This window comes from Burkholderia sp. FW306-1C-G01B (genome assembly GCF_058781685.1).
Map to the genome: position 1 here is coordinate 70,691 of NZ_JBYSWZ010000015.1, position 19,790 is coordinate 90,480.

Consider the following 19,790-nt stretch of genomic DNA (forward strand, 5'->3'; position numbering starts at 1 on the left):
CGGCCGACGTGCAGGCAACCCAGGAGACGCACGCATGAACGACACCACCCGAACGCCGGATACCGGCGCATCCAACATCCCCGACAGCCGGGGCATCGATTTCTTCGCCGCCGATCCCGATCTCGGCGCGTTGCTGAAGCTGCATCTCGGCGACGCGCACTATGCCGAACTCGAACCGCAGCTCCGTGCGCTCGGCGCGCGCGTATCGGGTGAGCTCGACGAATGGGCGTCGCGCGCGGACAAGCACCCGCCCGTGCTCGAGCACCGCAACCGGCGCGGCGAGGCCGTGCAGCGGATCGACAAGGATCCCGCGTATGTCGCGCTCGAACGCGTCGCGTATTCGGAGCTCGGGCTCGCGGCGCTGAGCCACCGGTCCGAATCCGTGCCGCCGCTCGTCAAGTACGCGCTGACGTTCCTGTTCGTGCAGGCGGAATTCGGGCTGTGCTGCCCGGTCAGCATGACCGATTCGCTGACGCGCACGCTGCGCCGCTTCGGCGATCCGGCGCTCGTCGCGCGCTACCTGCCGATGCTCGCGTCGCGCGACTTCGACACGCTGTACCAGGGTGCGATGTTCATGACCGAGCAGGCGGCCGGCTCCGACGTCGGCCGCATCGCGACGCGCGCGGCGCGCGAGACCGACGCGCACGGCGAGACCGTCTGGCGCCTGACCGGCGACAAGTGGTTCTGCTCGAACGCGGATGCCGATCTCGCGATGGTGCTCGCGCGGCCCGACGGCGCGCCGGACGGCATCAAGGGTCTCGCGCTGTTCCTGCTGCCGAAGACGCTGCCGGACGGCACGCGCAACCGTTACCGGATCGTGCGACTGAAGGACAAGCTCGGCAGCCGTTCGATGGCGAGCGGCGAGATCGCGCTCGAAGGCGCGCAGGCCTACCTGATCGGCGAGATCGGTCGCGGTTTCCACCAGATGGCCGACATGATCAACATGTCGCGGCTGTCGAACGGCGTGCGCGCGGCCGGGCTGATGCGGCGCGCGCTGAACGAGGCGCTGCACGTCGCCGCGCACCGCGAGGCCTTCGGCCGCAAGCTGATCGAGATGCCGCTGATGCAGCGCCAGTTGATGAAGATGCTGCTGCCGGCCGAGGCCGCGCGCGCGATGTTCATGCAGATCGCGCTGCTGCTGCCGCAGGCCGATGCGGGCGACGAGCAGGCCGCGCGCTGCGTGCGGATCCTGACGCCGCTGATCAAGTTCCGCGCGTGCCGCGATGCGCGCCGCGTGACGGGCGATGCGATGGAAGTGCGCGGCGGCACCGGCTACATCGAAGAGTGGAGCGATGCGCGGGTCGTGCGCGATGCGCATCTCGGCTCGATCTGGGAGGGCACGAGCAACATCGTCGCGCTCGACGTCGCACGGGCCGCGCAGCGCGAGCACGCGCTCGACGCGCTGCGCGCGTTCCTCGGCGACCGGCTCGGCGCGGCGCCGCTGCCGGACGCGAGCCGCGAGGCGCTGCGGCGCGTTCTCGCGCGCGCATGCGATGCGCTCGCGCGGGTCGCGGCCGAAGGCGACGATTCGCGCGTGCGGCAGGCCGCCTCCGCGCTGTACTACACGAGCGCGGCCGTGCTGATGGCCTGCGAGGGCGTGCGGCTTGCGCCGGATTTCCGGCGCCTCGCGCTCGCGCACCTGGTCGTGCGCCACAAGCTGCTGCCGGTCGATCCGTTCGCGCCGGCGTCGCGCGACGACGAATCGGCCGCATTCGACGCGCTGCTGCGCGGCACGCCGATCGCGCTCGACACGGCGCTCGACCTGCTGCCGGAGGTCGAGCGATGAGCGCGACGCGAGGCGCACTGGACGGCCTGAAGGTCGTCGACCTGAGCCGCGTGCTCGGCGGCCCGTACTGCACGCAGGCGCTGGCCGACCACGGCGCGACGGTGGTCAAGATCGAGCCGCCGGCCGGCGACGAGACGCGCGGGTGGGGGCCGCCGTTCCTCGGCGACACCGCGTGGTACTTCATGGGCGTCAACCGCAACAAGGAAGGGCTCGCGCTCGACCTGTCGCGCGAAGAAGGGCGCGCGATCCTGTGGCGCCTGCTCGAAGACGCCGACGTGCTCGTCGAGAACTTCAAGCCCGGCACGCTCGCGCGCTGGGGAATGGACTATGCGCGCGACCTGCAGCCGCGCTTCCCGCGCCTGATCCACTGCGCGGTGACGGGTTTCGGTGCAGACGGTCCGCTCGGCGGGCTGCCCGGCTACGACGCGGTGATCCAGGCGATGGCGGGGCTGATGAGCGTCAACGGCGAGCGCGACGGCGACGCGACGCGCATCGGCTTGCCGATCGTCGACATGGTCACGGGGCTCAACGCGCTCGCGGGCATCCTGCTGGCGCTTGCGGAGCGCGAGAAGAGCGGGCGCGGGCAGTCGATCGACATCGCGTTGTACGACTGCGGCGTGTCGCTGCTGCATCCGCACCTGCCGAACTTCTTCGGCTCGGGGCGCGTCCCGGCGCGCAGCGGCAATGCGCATCCGAACATCGCGCCGTACGACAGCTACTGCACGTCGACCGTGCCGATTTTCCTCGCGGTCGGCAACGACCGGCAGTTCGCGCGGCTCGTCGCGCATCTCGGCGCGCCGGCGCTCGCGGGCGATCCGCGCTTCGTCGACAACCGCAGCCGCTGCGCGCACCGGCCCGAGCTGAAGGCCGAACTGGAAGCGCGGCTCGCCGCGCATGCCTGCGAGCCGCTCGCGCGTGACCTGATGGCGGCCGGCGTGCCGTGCGGGCCGGTGCGAACGGTGGCCGACGTCGCGCACGATCCGCATGCGCTGCACCGGAACCTGTTCGTCGAGATCGGCGCGTATCGCGGTACCGCGTCGCCGGTGAAGCTGTCGCGCACGCCGGCCACCTATCGAACGCCGCCGCCCGCGCTCGGCCGCGACACGCGCGCGGTGCTCGATCGGCTCGGCGTCGATCGCACGCTTCAGCAGCAACTGCTCGATGCCGGCGTGCTGAAAACGACACCCGGCCAGGTGCCCGACTAGGCGCACCCGACCGACACGACGCCGCCGGCCGGCGGCGCAATGCCGGCCAACCGGGAAAGGCGCGCGGCAGTCGCGCCCCCGAACACCAACCTGGAGACATCGATGAGCCGTCCGCAATCCCCGCCCGCCGTTCAGCCGCGGCCCGGCCGCGCCGCCTTCGCGGCGTTCGTCGGCACCACGATCGAGTGGTACGACTTCTACATCTACGGCACGGCCGCGGCGCTCGTGTTCGGCAAGGTGTTCTTTTCGAGCACGATGGACCCGGGCGTCGCGACGCTGCTCGCGTTCGTCACGTTCTGGGCCGGCTTCGCCGCGCGGCCGCTCGGCGGAATCGTGTTCGGGCATCTCGGCGATCGCGTCGGCCGCAAGACCGCGCTCGTGATCACGCTGGTGATGATGGGCCTCGCGACGACCGGCATCGGCCTGCTGCCAGGTTATGCGCAGATCGGCGTATGGGCGCCGGCCGGCCTCGTCGTGCTGCGCGTGCTGCAGGGCATCGCGGTCGGCGGCGAGTGGGGCGGCGCGGTGCTGATCGCGAGCGAGAACGCACCGAAGCACCGCAGCATCCTGTATGCGGCGTTCGCGCAGCAGGGCTCGCCCACCGGCAACCTGCTCGCGACCGCCGCGTTCTTCGCGCTGAGCGCGCTGCCGACGCCGTCCTTCCTGATGTGGGGCTGGCGCATTCCGTTCCTGCTGTCGGCGGTGCTCGTGATCATCGGCATGGTGATCCGGCTGAAGCTCGAGGAATCGGCCGACATGCAGCGCGTGCTTGCGCGCAAGCGCACGGTGAAGCTGCCGCTGCGCGACGTCGTGCGCGATCACTGGGTGGTCGTGCTGCTCGCGGCCGGCACGCTGCCGGTGATCAACGTCACGTATTTCCGCAGCACGTTCGCGCTGTCGTGGGCGACCAAGGAGCTTGGCTACGCGCAGGGCACGTTCCTCGGCATCCTGTCGATCTCGCTCGTCGTGCAGTTCCTGATGCAGCCGGTCGGCGCGTGGTTCGTGTCGAAGATCGACATGCGGCGCGCGATGTGCTGGATCCTGATTCCGGAAATCGTGCTGATGCCCGTGATGTTCCATGCGCTCGCGACGCGCTCGTACTGGGTGGCCGTCGCGGGCATGTGCATCTCGACGATTCCGTCCGCGATGTTCTACGGCGCGGTCGGCGGCGTGCTCGCGCGCGTGTTTCCGGCCAACATCCGCTATACGGGCCTGTCGCTCGCGTATCAACTGAGCGCGCTCGTCGTCGGCGGCGGCACGCCCGTGCTCGCGCAGGCGATCCTCAATTCGACCGGCAGCATCGTCGGCGTCGCGGTCGCGTCGGGACTTTACGCGCTCGTGTCGCTCATTTGCATGTTGGCGCTGCTGAACCGCACCGGCTATCGCGCGGACGAGCTGTCGAGCGCCGAGCGCAGCGATGCCGCGGAATGGGGTACCGAAGGCGGAAGCGCCGAAAGCGCGAGCGGCGGGCCGCAGCAGCCGGGCGACGGCGGCGCGCTGAAACCGGCCGGTTGAGTCGCGTCGATCGCGCGACCCCAAATGAAAAACGGCACCGTGCGATACACGGTGCCGTTTTCTCTGGATCACGCGGCCGGCAGGCTGCCGATTCCGCGCATCACGTCATCAGCCTTCCGTCGGCGGCACGTAGCCGGACGCCTGGTCCGCGCCGTCGCCGAAGAAGTACTTCTCGGTCTGCTTCATCAGGTACTGGCGTGCACGCGGGTCGGCCATGTTCAGGCGGTTTTCGTTGATCAGCATCGTCTGCTGCTTGAGCCAGCCCTGCCAGGCTTCCTTCGAGACGCTTTCATAGATGCGCTTGCCGAGTTCGCCCGGCAGCGGCGGGAAATCGAGACCTTCGGCTTCCTTGCCGAGCTTCGCGCATTGAATCATACGGGCCATCGTGTACTTCTCCTGTAATCGGACTGGGGGAGGGCGGGCGTCTTGCGCCGCTCAGAGCTGTTTCATCAGCACGAGCGACTTGCGCTGCCAGTTATAGAGTTTGCGGCGGTCTTCCGGCAGGTCGTCGACGCTGACCTTGACGAAGCCGCGCTTGAGGAACCAGTGCTCGGTGCGCGTCGTGAGCACGAAGATGTGCGTGAGGCCGCGCGCGCGCGCGCGCTGCTCGATGCGCTTGAGCAGGCGTTCGCCGTCGCCCGAGCCCTGCGCTTCCGGCGCGACCGTCAGGCACGCCATCTCGCCGATCTTCTCCTGCTGATACGGATACAGCGCCGCGCAGCCGAACAGCACGCCATCGTGCTCGATCACCGAGAAGTGGTCGATGTCGCGTTCGATCTGGTGGCGGCCGCGCCGCACCAGCGTGCCGTCCGTCTCGAGCGGCTCGATCAGCGACAGGATGCCGCCGACGTCGTCCGGCGTCGCTTCGCGCAGGCTTTCGAGGTTCTCGTACGAGATCATCGTGCCGACGCCGTCGTGCAGGAACAGTTCGAGCAGCATGCTGCCGTCGAGCGATTGCGGAATCAGGTGCGCACGCGTCACGCCGCCGCGGCACGCGCGGATCGAGTGCTTCAGGAAGAACGCGTCGTCGCCCTGGATGTTGCCGGAATCGAGCAGCTCCGCCGCCGCGTCGAGCGACATTTCGCGGATCAGCCCGCCTTCGTCGTCGACGATGCCGGGGCCGTCGGTCAGGAACACGATCTTGTCGGCGCGCAGCGCGATCGCGGCGGCCGACGCGACGTCTTCCATCGACAGGTTGAATGCCTCGCCGGTCGGCGAGAAGCCGAGCGGCGACAGCAGCACGAGCTTGCGGCTCGCGAGCGAATGGCGGATCGATTCGGCGTCGATCTTGCGCACGATGCCCGTATGCGCGAAATCGACCCCGTCGAGAATCCCCACCGGCCGCGCGGTCACGAAGTTGCCCGACACGACGCTGATGTGCGCGTGCGCCATCGGCGAGTTCGGCAGACCCTGGCTGATCGCGGCCTCGATGTCGAGACGCACTTCGCCGGCCGCTTCCTTCGCGGATTCGAGCGCGCGCGCATCGGTGATGCGCAGGCCGTGCGAAAACTCGGATTCGACACCGTGCAGGCTCAGCTGCTCCTCGACCTGCGGGCGCGAGCCGTGCACGAGCACGATCTGGATGCCCATCGCCTGCAGCAGCGCGATGTCGGACACGAGCGCGTTCAGCAGCCCCTGCTGCACCACCTCGCCGCCGAACCCCACGACGAACGTGCTGTTGCGGAACTTGTGGATATAGGGCGCGACGGAGCGCATCCAGTCGACGAACTGCGCGTGGCTGGCGGCCGAATCGTCGGCGGCCGGCGGCGTCGCGGCGCCGGTCTGGGCGGGAGGGAGGTCGGTTTGGGAATTCATGGGCGGGATTATAATGCGCCCCCATGTCGAATGTACCTAAAAGTCCCGCGCCGACGCGGGCCAAAGCGCCGTCGGCCCGGCACCCGGATGGTGCGGCCGATGCGCGCGAGCAGCAGGGCCGGCCGCCGCGCCAGCAGCAGGAAAAGCAGGCGGGCCAGCCGCCGCGCGGGCCGCGCGGCGACGAACGCCGCGGCGATGCGCGCCAGCCGGCCGCGGCGGCGGATGCGCCCCGCGCAGCGGATGCACGCCCTCCGCGCCGCGAGCGTGCGCCGCGCGCCGCCGTCGCGCCCAATCCCGTCCCGCCGATCACCTACCCCGAAAGCCTGCCGGTGTCGGGCAGGCGCGACGAAATCGCGCGCGCGATCGCCGGTCATCAGGTCGTCATCGTCTGCGGCGAAACCGGCTCGGGCAAGACCACGCAGTTGCCGAAGATCTGTCTCGATCTCGGCCGCGGCCTCGGCGCCGGCGGCACGGGCCTGATCGGCCATACGCAGCCGCGCCGGCTCGCCGCGTCGTCGACCGGCCGCCGGATCGCCGAGGAGCTCGGCACGCCGTTCGGCGAGGTGGTCGGCTACAAGGTGCGCTTTACCGACAACCTCGCGCCGGGCGCGTCCGTGAAGCTGATGACGGACGGCATCCTGCTCGCGGAGACGCAGACCGACCCGCTGCTGAAGGCGTACGACACGCTGATCATCGACGAGGCGCACGAGCGCAGCCTGAACATCGACTTCCTGCTCGGCTACCTGAAGGAAATCCTGCCGAGGCGGCCGGACCTGAAGCTGATCGTCACGTCCGCGACGATCGACGCCGATCGCTTCGCGCGCCATTTCGGCAGCGACGAGCGCCCGGCGCCCGTGATCGAGGTGAGCGGGCGGCTGTATCCGGTCGAGATGCGCTACCGCCCGGTGGCCGAGGATCGCCCGGCCGTGAAGCATGCCGAAGGCACGGCCGGCCGCGACCGCGTGAAGACCGCGCGCGAGGCCGAGCGCGACCTGATGGACGCGATCGTCGACGCGGTCGACGAGCTGTGTCGCGAAGGCCCGGGCGACGTGCTGGTGTTCCTGCCCGGCGAGCGTGAGATCCGCGAGGCGGCCGAGGCGCTGCGCAAGCACCATCCGCCGCACACCGAGATCCTGCCGCTGTTCGCGCGGCTCTCGGCGGCCGACCAGGACAAGGTGTTCAAGGCGTCGAACGCGCGCCGCATCGTGCTCGCGACCAACGTTGCCGAAACGTCGCTGACGGTGCCGGGCATCCGCTACGTCGTCGATACCGGTCTCGCACGCGTAAAGCGCTATTCGTACCGGAACAAGGTCGAGCAATTGCAGGTCGAGTCGATCTCGCAGGCTGCGGCGAACCAGCGCGCGGGCCGCTGCGGCCGCGTGGCCGACGGCGTCTGCATCCGCTTGTACGAGGAAAGCGACTACCAGGCGCGTGCGCGCTTCACCGATCCGGAAATCCTGCGCTCGTCGCTCGCGTCGGTGATCCTGCGGATGAAATCGCTGCACCTGACGGCGATCGAATCGTTCCCGTTCCTCGAGCCGCCGCCCGGCCGCGCGATCGCGGACGGCTACCAGTTGCTCAACGAGCTCGGCGCGGTCGACGACGACAACGCGCTGACGCCGCTCGGCCGCGAACTCGCGCGGCTGCCGCTCGACCCGCGCGTCGGCCGGATGATTCTCGCCGCGCGCGACCAGCAGTCGCTGCGCGAGGTGCTGATCATCGCGAGCGCGCTGTCCGTGCAGGACCCGCGCGATCGGCCGATCGAAGCGCAGGAGCAGGCCGACCAGGCGCACCGCCGGTTCGCCGACGAGCGTTCCGAATTTCTGCAGTGGCTGAAGATCTGGGCGTGGTTCGAGGAAGCCGTCGCGCACAAGAAGTCGAACCGCCAGCTGGTCGACGCGTGCCGGCAGAACTTCCTGTCGCATCTGCGGCTGCGCGAGTGGCGCGACGTCCATTCGCAGTTGCTGACCGTCGTGCGCGAGCATGGCTGGCGGCTCAACGAAGTCGAGGCGACCTACGAACAGGTCCATCTGGCCCTGTTGACGGGCCTGCTCGGCAACCTTGGCCTGAAGGCCGACGACGATCCGCACTACCTCGGCGCGCGCGGGATCAAGTTCTACCTGTGGCCGGGCTCCGTGCTCGCGAAGAAGGCCGGCCGCTGGGTGATGGCGGCCGAGCTCGTCGAGACGAGCCGGCTGTACGCGCGCTGCCTCGCGAAGATCGAGCCCGAATGGGTCGAGAAGATCGGCGCGCACCTGCTGAAGAAATCGCTGTCGGAGCCGCACTGGGAAAAGCGCCCGGCGCAGGTCAGCGCGTACGAGCGCGCGACGCTGTACGGGCTGCCGATCTACCACCGCCGCCGCGTCGCGTTCGGCAGGCAGGATCCGGCGCGCGCGCGCGAGCTGTTCATCCGCGGCGCGCTGGTCGAAGGCGAGTTCGACACGAAGCTCGCGTTCTTCGCGCACAACCGCAAGCTGCTCGCCGACATCGAGCAGCTCGAGCACAAGTCGCGCCGGCAGGACGTGCTGGTCGACGACGAGCTGATCTACGCGTTCTACGACCAGGCGATTCCGGAAGGGATCCACACGGGCGTCGCGTTCGAGCGCTGGTATCGCGACGAGGTGAAGCAGGGCGGCCAGCCCGAGGACAAGCTGCGGCTGCTGTACCTGTCGCGCGACGACCTGATGCGCCACGAGGCGGCCGGCGTGACGACCGAGCTGTTCCCGAAGCGCGCGACGATGGCCGGCGTCGAGATGGCGCTCACGTACCACTTCGAGCCCGGCACGCCGCGCGACGGCGTGACGCTCGCGGTGCCGCTGTACGCGCTGAACCAGGTCGACGCGCGCCGCTGCGAGTGGCTCGTGCCGGGGATGCTGAAGGAAAAGGTGCAGTTGCTGCTGAAGTCGCTGCCGCAGAAGCTGCGCCGCCACTGCGTGCCGCTGCCCGAGTACGCGGCCGGCTTCGTCGAGCGGATGGGCCGCGAGCGCTTCGGCGCGGGCGGGCTCGTCGAGGCGCTGATCGCCGACGTGCGCGGCGAGACGCAGGTCGCGATGAAGACGGCCGACTTCAAGCTCGAGACGCTGCCCGCGCACCTGTTCATGAACTTCAAGGTGATCGACGAGCACGGCCGCCAGCTCGCGATGGGGCGCAATCTCGCGCAGCTTCGCCAGGAACTCGGCGCGCAGGCGCAGCAGCAGTTCCAGAAGATCGCCGCGGCGTCGACGATCTCGACCGGCGGCGAGGCCGATGCCGGTCCGGCAGCCGGCCAGGCCACGGCGCCTGCCGCCACGGCCGGTGCCGCCGGCCGCGGTGCGAAGGCCGGCAAGGGCGCGGCGCCGCAGACGGCGGCTGCGGCGGAAGCCGGCGCGACGGCGCTGTACGAGAACCTGACGACGTGGAATTTCGGCAAGCTCCCCGAGCTGCTGGAGATCCGCCGGCGCGGCCAGACGCTGTACGGCTACCCGGCGCTCGTCGATCGCGGCACGCATTGCGACGTCGAGGTGTTCGATTCGCCGGAGGAGGCCGCGCGCATCCATCGGGCCGGCTTGCGGCGGCTGTTCGCGCTGCAGCTGAAGGAGCCGATCAAGTTCCTGGAGAAGAACCTGCCGGGCCTGCGCGAGATGGCGATGCAGTACATGTCGCTCGGCACGCAGGACGAGCTGCGCGACCAGCTGATCGACACGGCGCTCGACCGCGCGTGCCTGCAGGATCCGCTGCCCGACGACGACGCGAGCTTCCACGCGCGGCGCGACGAGGGCCGCAGCCGCCTGAACCTGCTCGCTCAGGAAATCTCGCGGCTCGTCGGGCAGATCCTCGCCGAATATGCGGGACTCGTGAAGAAACTCGCGCAGGCGAAGCCGTTCGCGCAGGCCCACGCGGATCTGCAGCAGCAGCTCGCCGCGCTGGTCGGCAAGCGCTTCGTGATCGACACGCCTTACGTGCAGCTTGCGCACTTCCCGCGCTACCTGAAGGGCATCGCGCTGCGGATCGACAAGCTGAAGGCCGATCCGGCGCGCGACGCGAAGCAGTCAGCCGACCTGCTGCCGCTCGCTCAGCAGTACCAGCGCGCGGTGTCGCAGCGCGGCGGCGTCGCCGATCCGCGGCTCGCGGAATTCCGCTGGCTGCTCGAGGAACTGCGAATTTCGCTGTTCGCGCAGGAACTGCGCACGCCGATGCCGGTCTCTGTCAAGCGTCTGCACAAGGTCTGGGAGTCAATGCAGCGTTAGCGCAACAGCGGTTCTCCGGGCCCGCACCGGCGGCCGGCCCCGGCTGCCCGCACGGCGCATGCCGCGGCGCCGGCCTGTCCGGCGCCGCGGCATGCGTCGAAGTGGCGCAACGCCGATTTCGGTCAACCGGCGAGGCCGGTTGAGCGTTTTACAATGACGGTTGTTCCACGACGTGAGTCTTCATGCCCACTTTCCTTTCCCTCGGCCGCACGCTCGCGCTGGCCGCCGCCGTACTGGCGCCCGCCGCACACGCGAATAACGTGATCGTCCTCAATTCGGCCGAAGCGACGCTTTCCCTGATCGATCAGCAGACCCGCGAGGTCGTCGGCACGATGCCGACCGGCAAGGAGCCGCACCACCTGATGGCGGCGCCCGACAATTCGTCGCTGATCGTCGCGAATTCGATCTCGAACAGCCTGATGTTCCTCGATCCGAAGACGGGCAAGCTGCAGCGCACCGTCGAAGGGATCGACGATCCCTACCAGCTCGGCTTCTCGCCCGACCGCAAGTGGTTCGCGGCGGCAGGTCTGCGGCTCGACCGTGTCGACATCTACGGCTACGACGGCCAGAACCTGAAGCTCGTGAAGCGCGTGCCGCTCGCGGTGATGCCGAGCCACCTCGCGTTCACCAAGGACAGCAAGACGCTGCTCGTGTCGCTGCAGGTGTCCGGCGAGATCGCGGCGATCGACCTGCCGACCCAGACGGTCAAGTGGAAGATGAAGGTCGGCAACGTGCCGGCCGGCCTGTGGCTCACGCCGGACGACAAATTCCTGCTCGTCGGGATGACCGGCGCGGATTACGTCGCGGTGGTCGACTGGCGCAACCAGAAGGTCGTCAAGCAGATCTACACGGGCAAGGGCGCGCACAACTTCCGCTCGCTCGCCGACGGCACGCACGTCGCGGTGACGAACCGGGTCGCGAACACGATCAGCATCATCGACGAGAACACGCTCACCAACGTCGGCGACATCACCGGCCTGCTGCCGGGCCCGGACGACATGGAGCTGTCCGCCGACAAGAAGACGCTTTGGGTAACGTTCCGCTTCGCGAAGAAGGTCGGGATCATCGACCTGGCGTCGCGCAAGCTGGTGCAGACGATCGCCGTCGGCCGCTCGCCGCACGGCATCTACTTCTACGACCGCGCGCCGTGGAAGGCGGCGAACGGCGCGTAACGGGCGGGGGCGAACGATGCTGCACCTGATCGATGCGTTCGTGTCGGACATCCAGACCTGGCTGTACGTCGACGTCGTGCAGCCGCTCCTCTTCAAGTTCAACCTGATGGACTATGACGAGGACACCTACGACGCGCTGTACTGGGTGATCATCGGCGCGCTGCAGATGGTGCTGATGTTCGCGCTGCTGCGCCCGCTCGAGGCGCTGCTGCCGGTCGAACGCTGGAAGAACCGCCGCGCCGTGCGGGTCGACGTGATCTACACGGCGATCTCGAAGCTCGGCATCTACACGCTGTTCTTCTTCTTCGCGCTGCAGCCGGTATTCGACAACTTCCAGGCATGGCTGCGCCTGCACGGCGTCGCGAACATCAACCTCGACTATCTGTGGCCGGGCGTGACCTCGCAGCCGATCGTCGCATTCGCGATCTATCTCGTCGTGCTCGACTTCGCCGGCTACTGGTATCACCGCTGGCAGCACAAGTTCGGCATCTGGTGGGAGCTGCACGCCGTGCACCACAGCCAGCGGCAGATGTCGCTGTGGTGCGACGACCGCAACCACCTGCTCGACGACGTGATCCAGTCGTGCTTTTTCGCGGCGATCGCGCTCGTGATCGGCGTGACGCCGTCGCAGTTCGTCGTGCTGACCGCGTTCACGAACTTCATGCAGAGCATCCAGCATACGAATGCGCGGCTGTCGTTCGGCCGGCTCGGCGAGCGCCTGCTCGTGAGCCCGATCTTCCATCGGCGCCACCACGCGGTCGGCTACGGCCACGAAGGCACCAAGTACGGCTGCAACTTCGGCGTGCTGTTCCCGTGGTGGGACATGATGTTCGGCACCGCGTCGTGGAACCGCACGGTCGAACCGACCGGCATCCGCGAGCAGGTCGACGGCATGTCCTACGGCGAAGGCTTCTGGGCGCAGCACGGCCTCGCGTTCGTGCGGATCTTCCGGCGCCTGTTCCCCGCGAAGCGCGGCGCGGCGTCGGCCTGATCCGGCCACACTCCCGTTGAGCGGCTCTCCCACGCGGCCCGCATGCGCTTTGGCGCATGCGGGCCGCGTGGTTTATCCTTTCCGCGTTTTTCTCCGTCGATACAGGCTCGCATGAACGATTTGCTGCGTTCCTTCGTCCGGGCATTGGCGAGCGCATTGCACCCGCGCATGCTCTGGCTCACCCTGATGCCGTTTCTCGTCTCCGCCGTCCTGTGGGGCGTCCTGCTGTGGTTCTCGTGGCAGACGCTGCTGGACCTCGCGCGCGGCGCGCTCGACGGCTTCGTGCTGACGGCCGCGCTGTATCGTGCGTTCGACATGATCGGCATGTCGCAACTGCATGCGGTCGTCGCGCCGTTCGTGGTCGTGTCGCTCGCGATCCCGCTGATCGTGCTGACCGTGCTGCTGCTGATCGCGACGATTTCGATGCCGGTCGTGATCAAGCACCTGTCGAACCGGCAGTTCGCGGCGCTCGAGCCGAAGCGGGGCGGCACTTTCTTCGGCAGCGTGTTCAATTCGCTGTGGGCGGCACTGGCCGGCGTTGTCGTGCTCGTCGTCACGATTCCGCTGTGGCTGATCCCGCCGTTCTTCGCGCTGCTGCCGCCGGTGATCTGGGGTTGGCTCACCTACCGCGTGATGACCTACGACGCGCTCGCGCTGCACGCGAGCCGCGACGAGCGCCGCGCGCTCGTGCGGCAGCATCGCTGGCCGCTGATCGGCATCGGCGTCGCGACCGGGCTGCTCGGCACCGTGCCGACCTTCGTGTGGGTATCGTCGGTCTGGATGATGGTGCTGTTCCCGTTCGTCGCCGCGGCCATGATCTGGGTTTACGCTTTCATCCTCGTCTTCTCGGCGCTGTGGTTCGGGCACTATTGCCTGCGCGCGCTGGAGGACCTGCGCGCGAGCGCGCGCGCCACCGCAATCGACATGGGGCAGGCATGAGCATCGGCATCATCATCATCGGCGACGAAATCCTTTCGGGCCGCCGGCAGGACAAGCATCTGGCGAAGGTCATCGAGCTGCTCGGCGCGCGCGGCCTCGCGCTCGACTGGGCCGAATATGTCGGCGACGATCCGGCGCGCATCACGGCGACGCTCGCACGCGCGATCGCGTCGGGCGACATCGTGTTCTCGACGGGCGGGATCGGCGCGACGCCGGACGACCACACGCGCCAGTGCGCGGCCGCCGCGCTCGGCGTGCCGCTCGAACTGCATCCGGAAGCGAAGGTGCTGATCTCGGAGCGGATCCGGGAAACGCACGGCGATCCGGCCAAACCGGTCGACTTCGACTCGCCGGAGAACCAGCACCGCTTCAACATGGGCGTGTTTCCGGTGGGCGCGACGATCATCCCGAACGGCTATAACCGGATTCCCGGCTTCTCGGTCGGCGATCTGCATTTCGTGCCGGGCTTCCCGGTGATGGCCTGGCCGATGATCGAATGGGTGCTCGATACGAAGTACGCGCACCTGCATCACGCGACGCCGCACGCGGAGCGCTCGCTGTACGTGTTCGAGCTGCCGGAATCGACGCTCACGCCGCTGATGGAGCGCATCGAGCGCGACTTCCCGGGCGTGCGCGTGTTCAGCCTGCCGAGCGTCGGCGATGCGGAGCGCGGCGGCATCTACGCGCGCCGTCACATCGACCTCGGCGTGAAAGGGGAGCCGGAAGCGGTCGCGGCCGCGTTCGTGAAGCTGCGCGAAGGCGTGCACCTGCTCGGCGGCGACGTCGTCGAGCCCGACACGTCGCGCGCCTGACCGGGAACGCGCGTACAAAAGGCGACGGGCCGCGCAACGCGGCCCGTCATCGGCATGTCATCGCCCGGCTCGACGATGAGGCTGTCGCAACCGGTCGGGCGCGCGCGCCGTCAGGCGCCGATCCACGGCAGTTTGCGGAAGCACCAGCCGTCGACCGTCTTGCGGTGGCCTTCGGCGTCCTTGGCACCCTCGAAGCCTTCGAGCAGGTCGAACGCCTTCGTGAAGCCGGCCTGCGACGACGCGACCGCGGCGAGCTTCGAGCGCGCGGCGCTGCGGCACAGGAACAGCACGGGCGTATCGGGCGCGATGGCCGCCTTCAGTTCGTTGACGAACTCGGCGTTCGGCACGCCGCCCGGGTAGCGCGTCCATTCGAGGTGCAGGTACTGGCCGTCGCCGACGAGCGGACGGCCGATCCAGTCGAGCTCGGCACGGGTGCGCACGTCGACGAGGCGTGCCGACGGGTCGAGCTGCAGCAGTTCGAATGCCTCGACCGGCAGCAGCGCGCCGGCGTAGTTGAGCGCGCCTTGTGCGCGGCGTTCGTCGGCCTTCGCGTAAAGCTGGTCGAGCGTACTCATGGTGGGAGTCTCCTGATCGGTCAAACAAATATTCTAGCGCGGCGCCGCGGCCCGGACGGCCGTATGCGGCAAGGTGGACGCACCGCACACGTGTTCACCAAAAGAGTGCAGAATGGCGCGCATGCACCAGAATGATTCGGCGGGCGCGGCGCATCGCGACGATTGCACCATCGCGGTGCTTCCGGCTGATGGCCGGTGCGGCGCCAGGCCCCGGAATCGCGCAGCGCAGCCCCGTCGCGGCGAGCGCCGGCGCGATTCGTGCCAGTCTTGCGCATGGGTGGCACGGAAGCTGCTTTATAGAATTCGGTCGAATCGGGGCGCGCTGCGCCAAAGCAAGACCCCGATCAGCTCGATAAACGAGGCGGTTCCCAGTCCGCCGGAATTGTTCAATCAGGAGAAGAGGTTATGAGTAAAACCGTCGCCGACGTCATGCAGCTCGTGAAGGACGAGGACGTCAAGTTTGTCGATTTCCGCTTCACGGATACGCGCGGCAAGGAACAGCACGTGTCGGTGCCGGTTTCGGCGTTTGACGAAGACAAGTTCGAAAGCGGTCATGCATTCGACGGTTCGTCGATCGCGGGCTGGAAGGGCATCGAGGCGTCGGACATGCTGCTCATGCCGGACCCGAGCGCCGCATTCGTCGACCCGTTCTATGAAGAGTCGACCCTCGTGCTGACCTGCGACGTGGTCGAGCCGGCCGACGGCAAGGGCTACGAGCGCGATCCGCGTTCGCTCGCGAAGCGCGGCGAAGCGTACCTGAAGAGCACGGGCATCGGCGACACGGCCTACTTCGGTCCGGAACCGGAATTCTTCATTTTCGACTCGGTCCAGTGGAACACGGACATGTCGGGCTGCTTCGTGAAGATCAACTCGGAAGAAGCGCCGTGGTCGTCGGGCAAGGAATTCGAAGGCGGCAACACGGGCCACCGTCCGGGCACGAAGGGCGGCTACTTCCCGGTCGCGCCGGTCGACACGTTCCAGGACATGCGTTCGGAAATGTGCCTGCTGCTCGAACAGCTCGGCATCCCGGTCGAAGTGCACCACCACGAAGTGGCGGGCCAGGGCCAGAACGAAATCGGCACGAAGTTCTCGACGCTCGTGCAGCGTGCGGACTGGACGCAATGGTCGAAGTACATCATCCATAACGTCGCGCACTCGTATGGCAAGACGGCGACGTTCATGCCGAAGCCGGTCGTCGGCGACAACGGTTCGGGCATGCACGTTCACCAGTCGATCTGGAAGGACGGCCAGAACCTGTTCGCGGGCAACGGCTACGCCGGCCTGTCGGAACTGGCGCTGTTCTACATCGGCGGCATCATCAAGCACGCCCGTGCGCTGAACGCGATCACGAACCCGACGACGAACTCGTACAAGCGTCTGGTCCCGCACTTCGAGGCACCGGTCAAGCTGGCCTACTCGGCACGCAACCGTTCGGCATCGATCCGCATTCCGCACGTGTCGAACCCGAAGGGCCGCCGCATCGAAACGCGCTTCCCGGATCCGATGGCGAACCCGTACCTGTGCTTCACGGCGCTGATGATGGCCGGCCTCGACGGGATCCAGAACAAGATCCATCCGGGCGAAGCAGCGGACAAGAACCTGTACGACCTGCCGCCGGAAGAGGATGCAAAGATCCCGACCGTCTGCGCGGGCCTCGACCAGGCACTCGAAGCGCTCGACAAGGATCGCGAGTTCCTGACGCGCGGCGGCGTGTTCACGGACGGCATGATCGATGCGTACCTCGCGCTGAAGGAGCAGGAGCTGGCGAAGTTCCGCATGACGACGCACCCGATCGAGTTCGAGATGTACTACTCGCTGTAATCGGCGATGGCGCTTCGATTCAGCGCCGTCACGCCGGTTCGTTCCCGTCGCGCAGCCTGCGGCGGGAACGGCGGAGTCTGAAAGGGGCGGCATCCAGCCGTCCCTTTTTTGTTCCGACGATTTTCATTTTCTGGCCCGTTGAGGCGCGACAAGCACGCAGATGGTTCTGAAGAATCTGATCAAGGCGAAGACGGGGCAGCCCGAGCGGCTGACGGACGACGAGCGGCTTGCGCGTTCGGGCCTGCTTGCGGGGCTGGAAGCGCTGCCGACGGTCGTGATCGTGCTCGACCGCAAGACGCTGCGGATCGCGTTCGCGAACCCGTCGGCGGAGGCGATGCTCGACATCTCGCGCAGGCAGCTCGCGCAGCGGCCGTGGGGCGAGATTTTTCCGAACGCGAACGAACTCGCGTCGACGATCACCGCGATCGGCGAGGAGCGCTTTCACGCGACGCACCTCGATACCGTGCTCGACCGGCCCGGCCGCGAACCGCTGCACGTGCACGCGATCGTCGGCTTCCTCGAGACCGCGCCCGATTTCGTGCTCGTCGAGCTGTTCGAGAACGAGCGGCAGTCGCGCACCGATCGCGAGGAGCGCATTCACGACCTGACCGCGGTCAACAAGCAGTTGATCCGCAACCTCGCGCACGAGATCAAGAACCCGCTCGGCGGAATTCGCGGCGCAGCCCAGCTGCTCGAATTCGAGCTCGGCGAGCGCGAGCGCGGCGAGCTGCGCGAATACACGCAGGTGATCATCAAGGAGTCCGACCGCCTGCAGACGCTCGTCGACCGGTTGCTGGAGCCGCACCGGCATCCGCACATCGTCGGCGACGTGAACATTCATGAAGTGTGCGAACGCGTGCGCGCGGTGATGCTCGCGGAATTTCCGCGCGGGCTCACGATCGAGCGCGACTACGACGTGAGCGTGCCGGATCTGCGCGGCGACAAGGAGCAACTGATCCAGGCGCTGCTCAACATCGTGCGCAACGCCGCGCAGGCGCTGCGCGAACGGATCGCGCAGGGCGACGCGAAGATCGAGCTGCGCACCCGCATCGCGCGCAAGATCACGATCGCCAAGCGCCTGTACAAGCTGGCACTGGACTTGCACGTGATCGACAACGGGCCCGGCATTCCGGAAGAGATCCGCGACCGGATCTTCTACCCGCTCGTGTCCGGGCGCGACGACGGCAGCGGCCTCGGCCTCACGCTCGCGCAGACGTTCGTGCAGCAGCACGACGGGATGATCGAGGTCGAGAGCCGGCCCGGACGTACCGAATTTCAGATTCTGCTGCCGCTCGACCATTGAGCGGCGACAGCACGATTCACCGGATTTACCCATACCTGACCGACCTATGAAGCCGATCTGGATAGTAGACGACGACCAATCGATCCGCTGGGTGCTTGAAAAGGCACTCGCCCGGGACAGCTTCGCGACGAAGAGCTTCGCGAACGTGCGCGACGCGCTGTCCGCGCTCGACCACGAGACGCCGCAAGTACTCGTGTCCGACATCCGGATGCCGGGCGGCTCGGGCCTCGAGCTGCTGCAGGCGATGCACGAGCGGCTGCCGGGCCTGCCCGTCATCATCATGACGGCGTTCTCCGATCTCGACAGTGCCGTCGCGGCGTTCCAGGGCGGCGCGTTCGAATATCTCGCGAAGCCGTTCGACGTCGACAAGGCGGTCGAGCTGATTCGCCGCGCGGTCGAGGAAAGCCTGCGCGGCGGCGCGCCGCAGGACGAGCGCGTCGCCGAGGCGCCCGAGATGCTCGGCCAGGCGCCCGCGATGCAGGACATGTTCCGCGCGATCGGCCGCCTGTCGCATTCGGCCGCGACCGTGCTGATCACCGGCGAGTCGGGCACCGGCAAGGAGCTCGTCGCGCGTGCGCTGCACCGTCACAGCCCGCGCGCGAACGGGCCGTTCATCGCGCTGAATACCGCGGCGATTCCGAAGGACCTGCTCGAATCCGAGCTGTTCGGCCATGAGCGCGGCGCGTTCACCGGCGCGCAGACGACGCGGCAGGGCCGCTTCGAGCAGGCCGAGAACGGTACGCTGTTCCTCGACGAAATCGGCGACATGCCGTTCGACCTGCAGACGCGTCTGCTGCGCGTGCTGTCGGACGGGCAGTTCTATCGGGTCGGCGGGCACAACCCGCTGCGCGCGAACGTGCGCGTGATCGCCGCGACGCACCAGAATCTCGAATCGCGCGTGCGGCAGGGGCTGTTCCGCGAGGATCTTTACCACCGGCTCAACGTGATCCGGCTGCGCCTGCCGCCGCTGCGCGAACGCAGCGAGGACATTGCACTGCTCACGCGCCACTTCCTGCAGAAGAGTGCGCGCGATCTCGGCGTCGAGCCGAAGCGCGTGTCCGACGATGCGCTGGCATACCTGACGTCGCTCCCGTTTCCCGGCAACGTGCGGCAGCTCGAGAACCTCGCGAACTGGCTGACCGTGATGGCGCCCGCGCAGACGGTCGAGATCAAGGACCTGCCGCCCGACCTCGTGCCGGCCGGTGCTCCGGTCCTCGCGACGGGCGACGGCGCGGATGCGCGCGGCAGCGGCGGCGATGCCGCGCTCGCGCAACCGATGATCGGTGCGGCGCCGGTGGTGTCCGCGCCTGTCGCGGCCGCGCCGAGCGGCGGCGCGCCGGCCGGCTATCCGGTGTGGGAGCATGGCCTGCGCACCGAAGTCGCGCGGCTGTTGCGCGAGAACTCGGCCGACGTGATGGACGAGCTCGCACGCCGCTTCGAGGCGGCCGTGATCCGCGAGGCGCTCGACTTCACGCGCGGCCGCAAGGTCGAGGCCGCGGAGCGGCTCGGCATCGGCCGCAACACGATCACGCGCAAGATCCAGGAACTGCACCTGGAGCCCTGAGTACGATTCGCGGCATGCGCGGGCGTCGCGCATGCCGCGATCGGACATAATCGCGGTTTGTACGCA

14 protein-coding genes are annotated in these 19,790 nt (G+C 68.2%); 11 read left to right on the plus strand and 3 right to left on the minus strand.

The features are described from left to right. Positions 1-34 precede the first annotated feature (34 nt). The 3 genes from AC3WLY_RS26905 to AC3WLY_RS26915 all read left to right on the plus strand — a co-directional run bounded on the left by AC3WLY_RS26905 (position 35) and on the right by AC3WLY_RS26915 (position 4,506). Positions 35-1,786 (plus strand): acyl-CoA dehydrogenase family protein, encoded by a 1,752-nt coding sequence (locus tag AC3WLY_RS26905; protein WP_492309317.1) that lies wholly within the window; start codon positions 35-37, stop codon positions 1,784-1,786. Beyond that, on the plus strand, positions 1,783-2,991 hold the full coding sequence (locus tag AC3WLY_RS26910) for a CaiB/BaiF CoA transferase family protein (protein WP_175961269.1): 1,209 nt from the start codon (positions 1,783-1,785) through the stop codon (positions 2,989-2,991). The genes AC3WLY_RS26905 and AC3WLY_RS26910 overlap by 4 nt, the downstream gene beginning before the upstream one ends. A 102-nt stretch (positions 2,992-3,093) precedes the next feature. Then, entirely contained in the window at positions 3,094-4,506 is a 1,413-nt protein-coding gene (locus AC3WLY_RS26915) for an MFS transporter (RefSeq protein WP_175961268.1), read from the plus strand. 108 nt (positions 4,507-4,614) lie between these two features. On the opposite strand, the gene AC3WLY_RS26920 is transcribed toward AC3WLY_RS26915, so the two are convergent. Both AC3WLY_RS26920 and argA read right to left on the minus strand, forming a co-directional pair. Further along, positions 4,615-4,890 carry an oxidative damage protection protein gene (locus AC3WLY_RS26920; protein WP_006478357.1) on the minus strand — a complete coding sequence of 92 codons (276 nt, stop codon included), beginning with the start codon at positions 4,888-4,890 and terminating at the stop codon, positions 4,615-4,617. A 51-nt stretch (positions 4,891-4,941) separates the two neighbouring features. Further along, the gene (argA, locus tag AC3WLY_RS26925; RefSeq protein ID WP_072436978.1) at positions 4,942-6,321 is read right to left on the minus strand and encodes an amino-acid N-acetyltransferase; all 1,380 of its coding nucleotides are present in this window, start codon (positions 6,319-6,321) and stop codon (positions 4,942-4,944) included. 23 nt (positions 6,322-6,344) lie between these two features. Between argA and hrpA the strand changes: the two genes are divergently transcribed. From hrpA to AC3WLY_RS26950, 5 genes are all read left to right on the plus strand, one after another. Beyond that, complete coding sequence (hrpA, locus tag AC3WLY_RS26930) at positions 6,345-10,547, plus strand: ATP-dependent RNA helicase HrpA (protein ID WP_492309316.1); 4,203 nt, start codon at positions 6,345-6,347, stop codon at positions 10,545-10,547. A gap of 182 nt (positions 10,548-10,729) precedes the next feature. Continuing rightward, positions 10,730-11,719: a YVTN family beta-propeller repeat protein gene (locus AC3WLY_RS26935; RefSeq protein ID WP_310141590.1), complete on the plus strand. Its 990-nt coding sequence runs from the start codon at positions 10,730-10,732 to the stop codon at positions 11,717-11,719. 16 nt (positions 11,720-11,735) lie between these two features. Further along, positions 11,736-12,710 carry a sterol desaturase family protein gene (locus tag AC3WLY_RS26940; protein WP_492309315.1) on the plus strand — a complete coding sequence of 325 codons (975 nt, stop codon included), beginning with the start codon at positions 11,736-11,738 and terminating at the stop codon, positions 12,708-12,710. A 111-nt stretch (positions 12,711-12,821) separates the two neighbouring features. Beyond that, positions 12,822-13,649, plus strand: a complete 828-nt coding sequence (locus tag AC3WLY_RS26945; protein WP_072436982.1) for an EI24 domain-containing protein — start codon at positions 12,822-12,824, stop codon at positions 13,647-13,649. Further along, the gene (locus tag AC3WLY_RS26950) at positions 13,646-14,461 is read left to right on the plus strand and encodes a competence/damage-inducible protein A (protein WP_072436983.1); all 816 of its coding nucleotides are present in this window, start codon (positions 13,646-13,648) and stop codon (positions 14,459-14,461) included. Before AC3WLY_RS26945 ends, AC3WLY_RS26950 begins: the two co-directional genes overlap by 4 nt. A gap of 110 nt (positions 14,462-14,571) precedes the next feature. Here the strand turns inward: AC3WLY_RS26950 and AC3WLY_RS26955 are convergent, their stop codons facing one another. Further along, entirely contained in the window at positions 14,572-15,036 is a 465-nt protein-coding gene (locus AC3WLY_RS26955) for a rhodanese-like domain-containing protein (RefSeq protein ID WP_034183537.1), read from the minus strand. Positions 15,037-15,441: 405 nt separating this feature from the next. Between AC3WLY_RS26955 and glnA the strand changes: the two genes are divergently transcribed. The 3 genes from glnA (at position 15,442) to ntrC (ending at position 19,724) form a co-directional block, all read left to right on the plus strand. Further along, the gene (gene glnA, locus AC3WLY_RS26960) at positions 15,442-16,857 is read left to right on the plus strand and encodes a type I glutamate--ammonia ligase (protein ID WP_034183538.1); all 1,416 of its coding nucleotides are present in this window, start codon (positions 15,442-15,444) and stop codon (positions 16,855-16,857) included. Between the two features lie 160 nt (positions 16,858-17,017). Continuing rightward, complete coding sequence (glnL, locus tag AC3WLY_RS26965; RefSeq protein ID WP_034183539.1) at positions 17,018-18,160, plus strand: nitrogen regulation protein NR(II); 1,143 nt, start codon at positions 17,018-17,020, stop codon at positions 18,158-18,160. Positions 18,161-18,206: 46 nt separating this feature from the next. Next, positions 18,207-19,724, plus strand: a complete 1,518-nt coding sequence (ntrC, locus tag AC3WLY_RS26970) for a nitrogen regulation protein NR(I) (RefSeq protein WP_175961264.1) — start codon at positions 18,207-18,209, stop codon at positions 19,722-19,724. Positions 19,725-19,790: the final 66 nt, after the last annotated feature.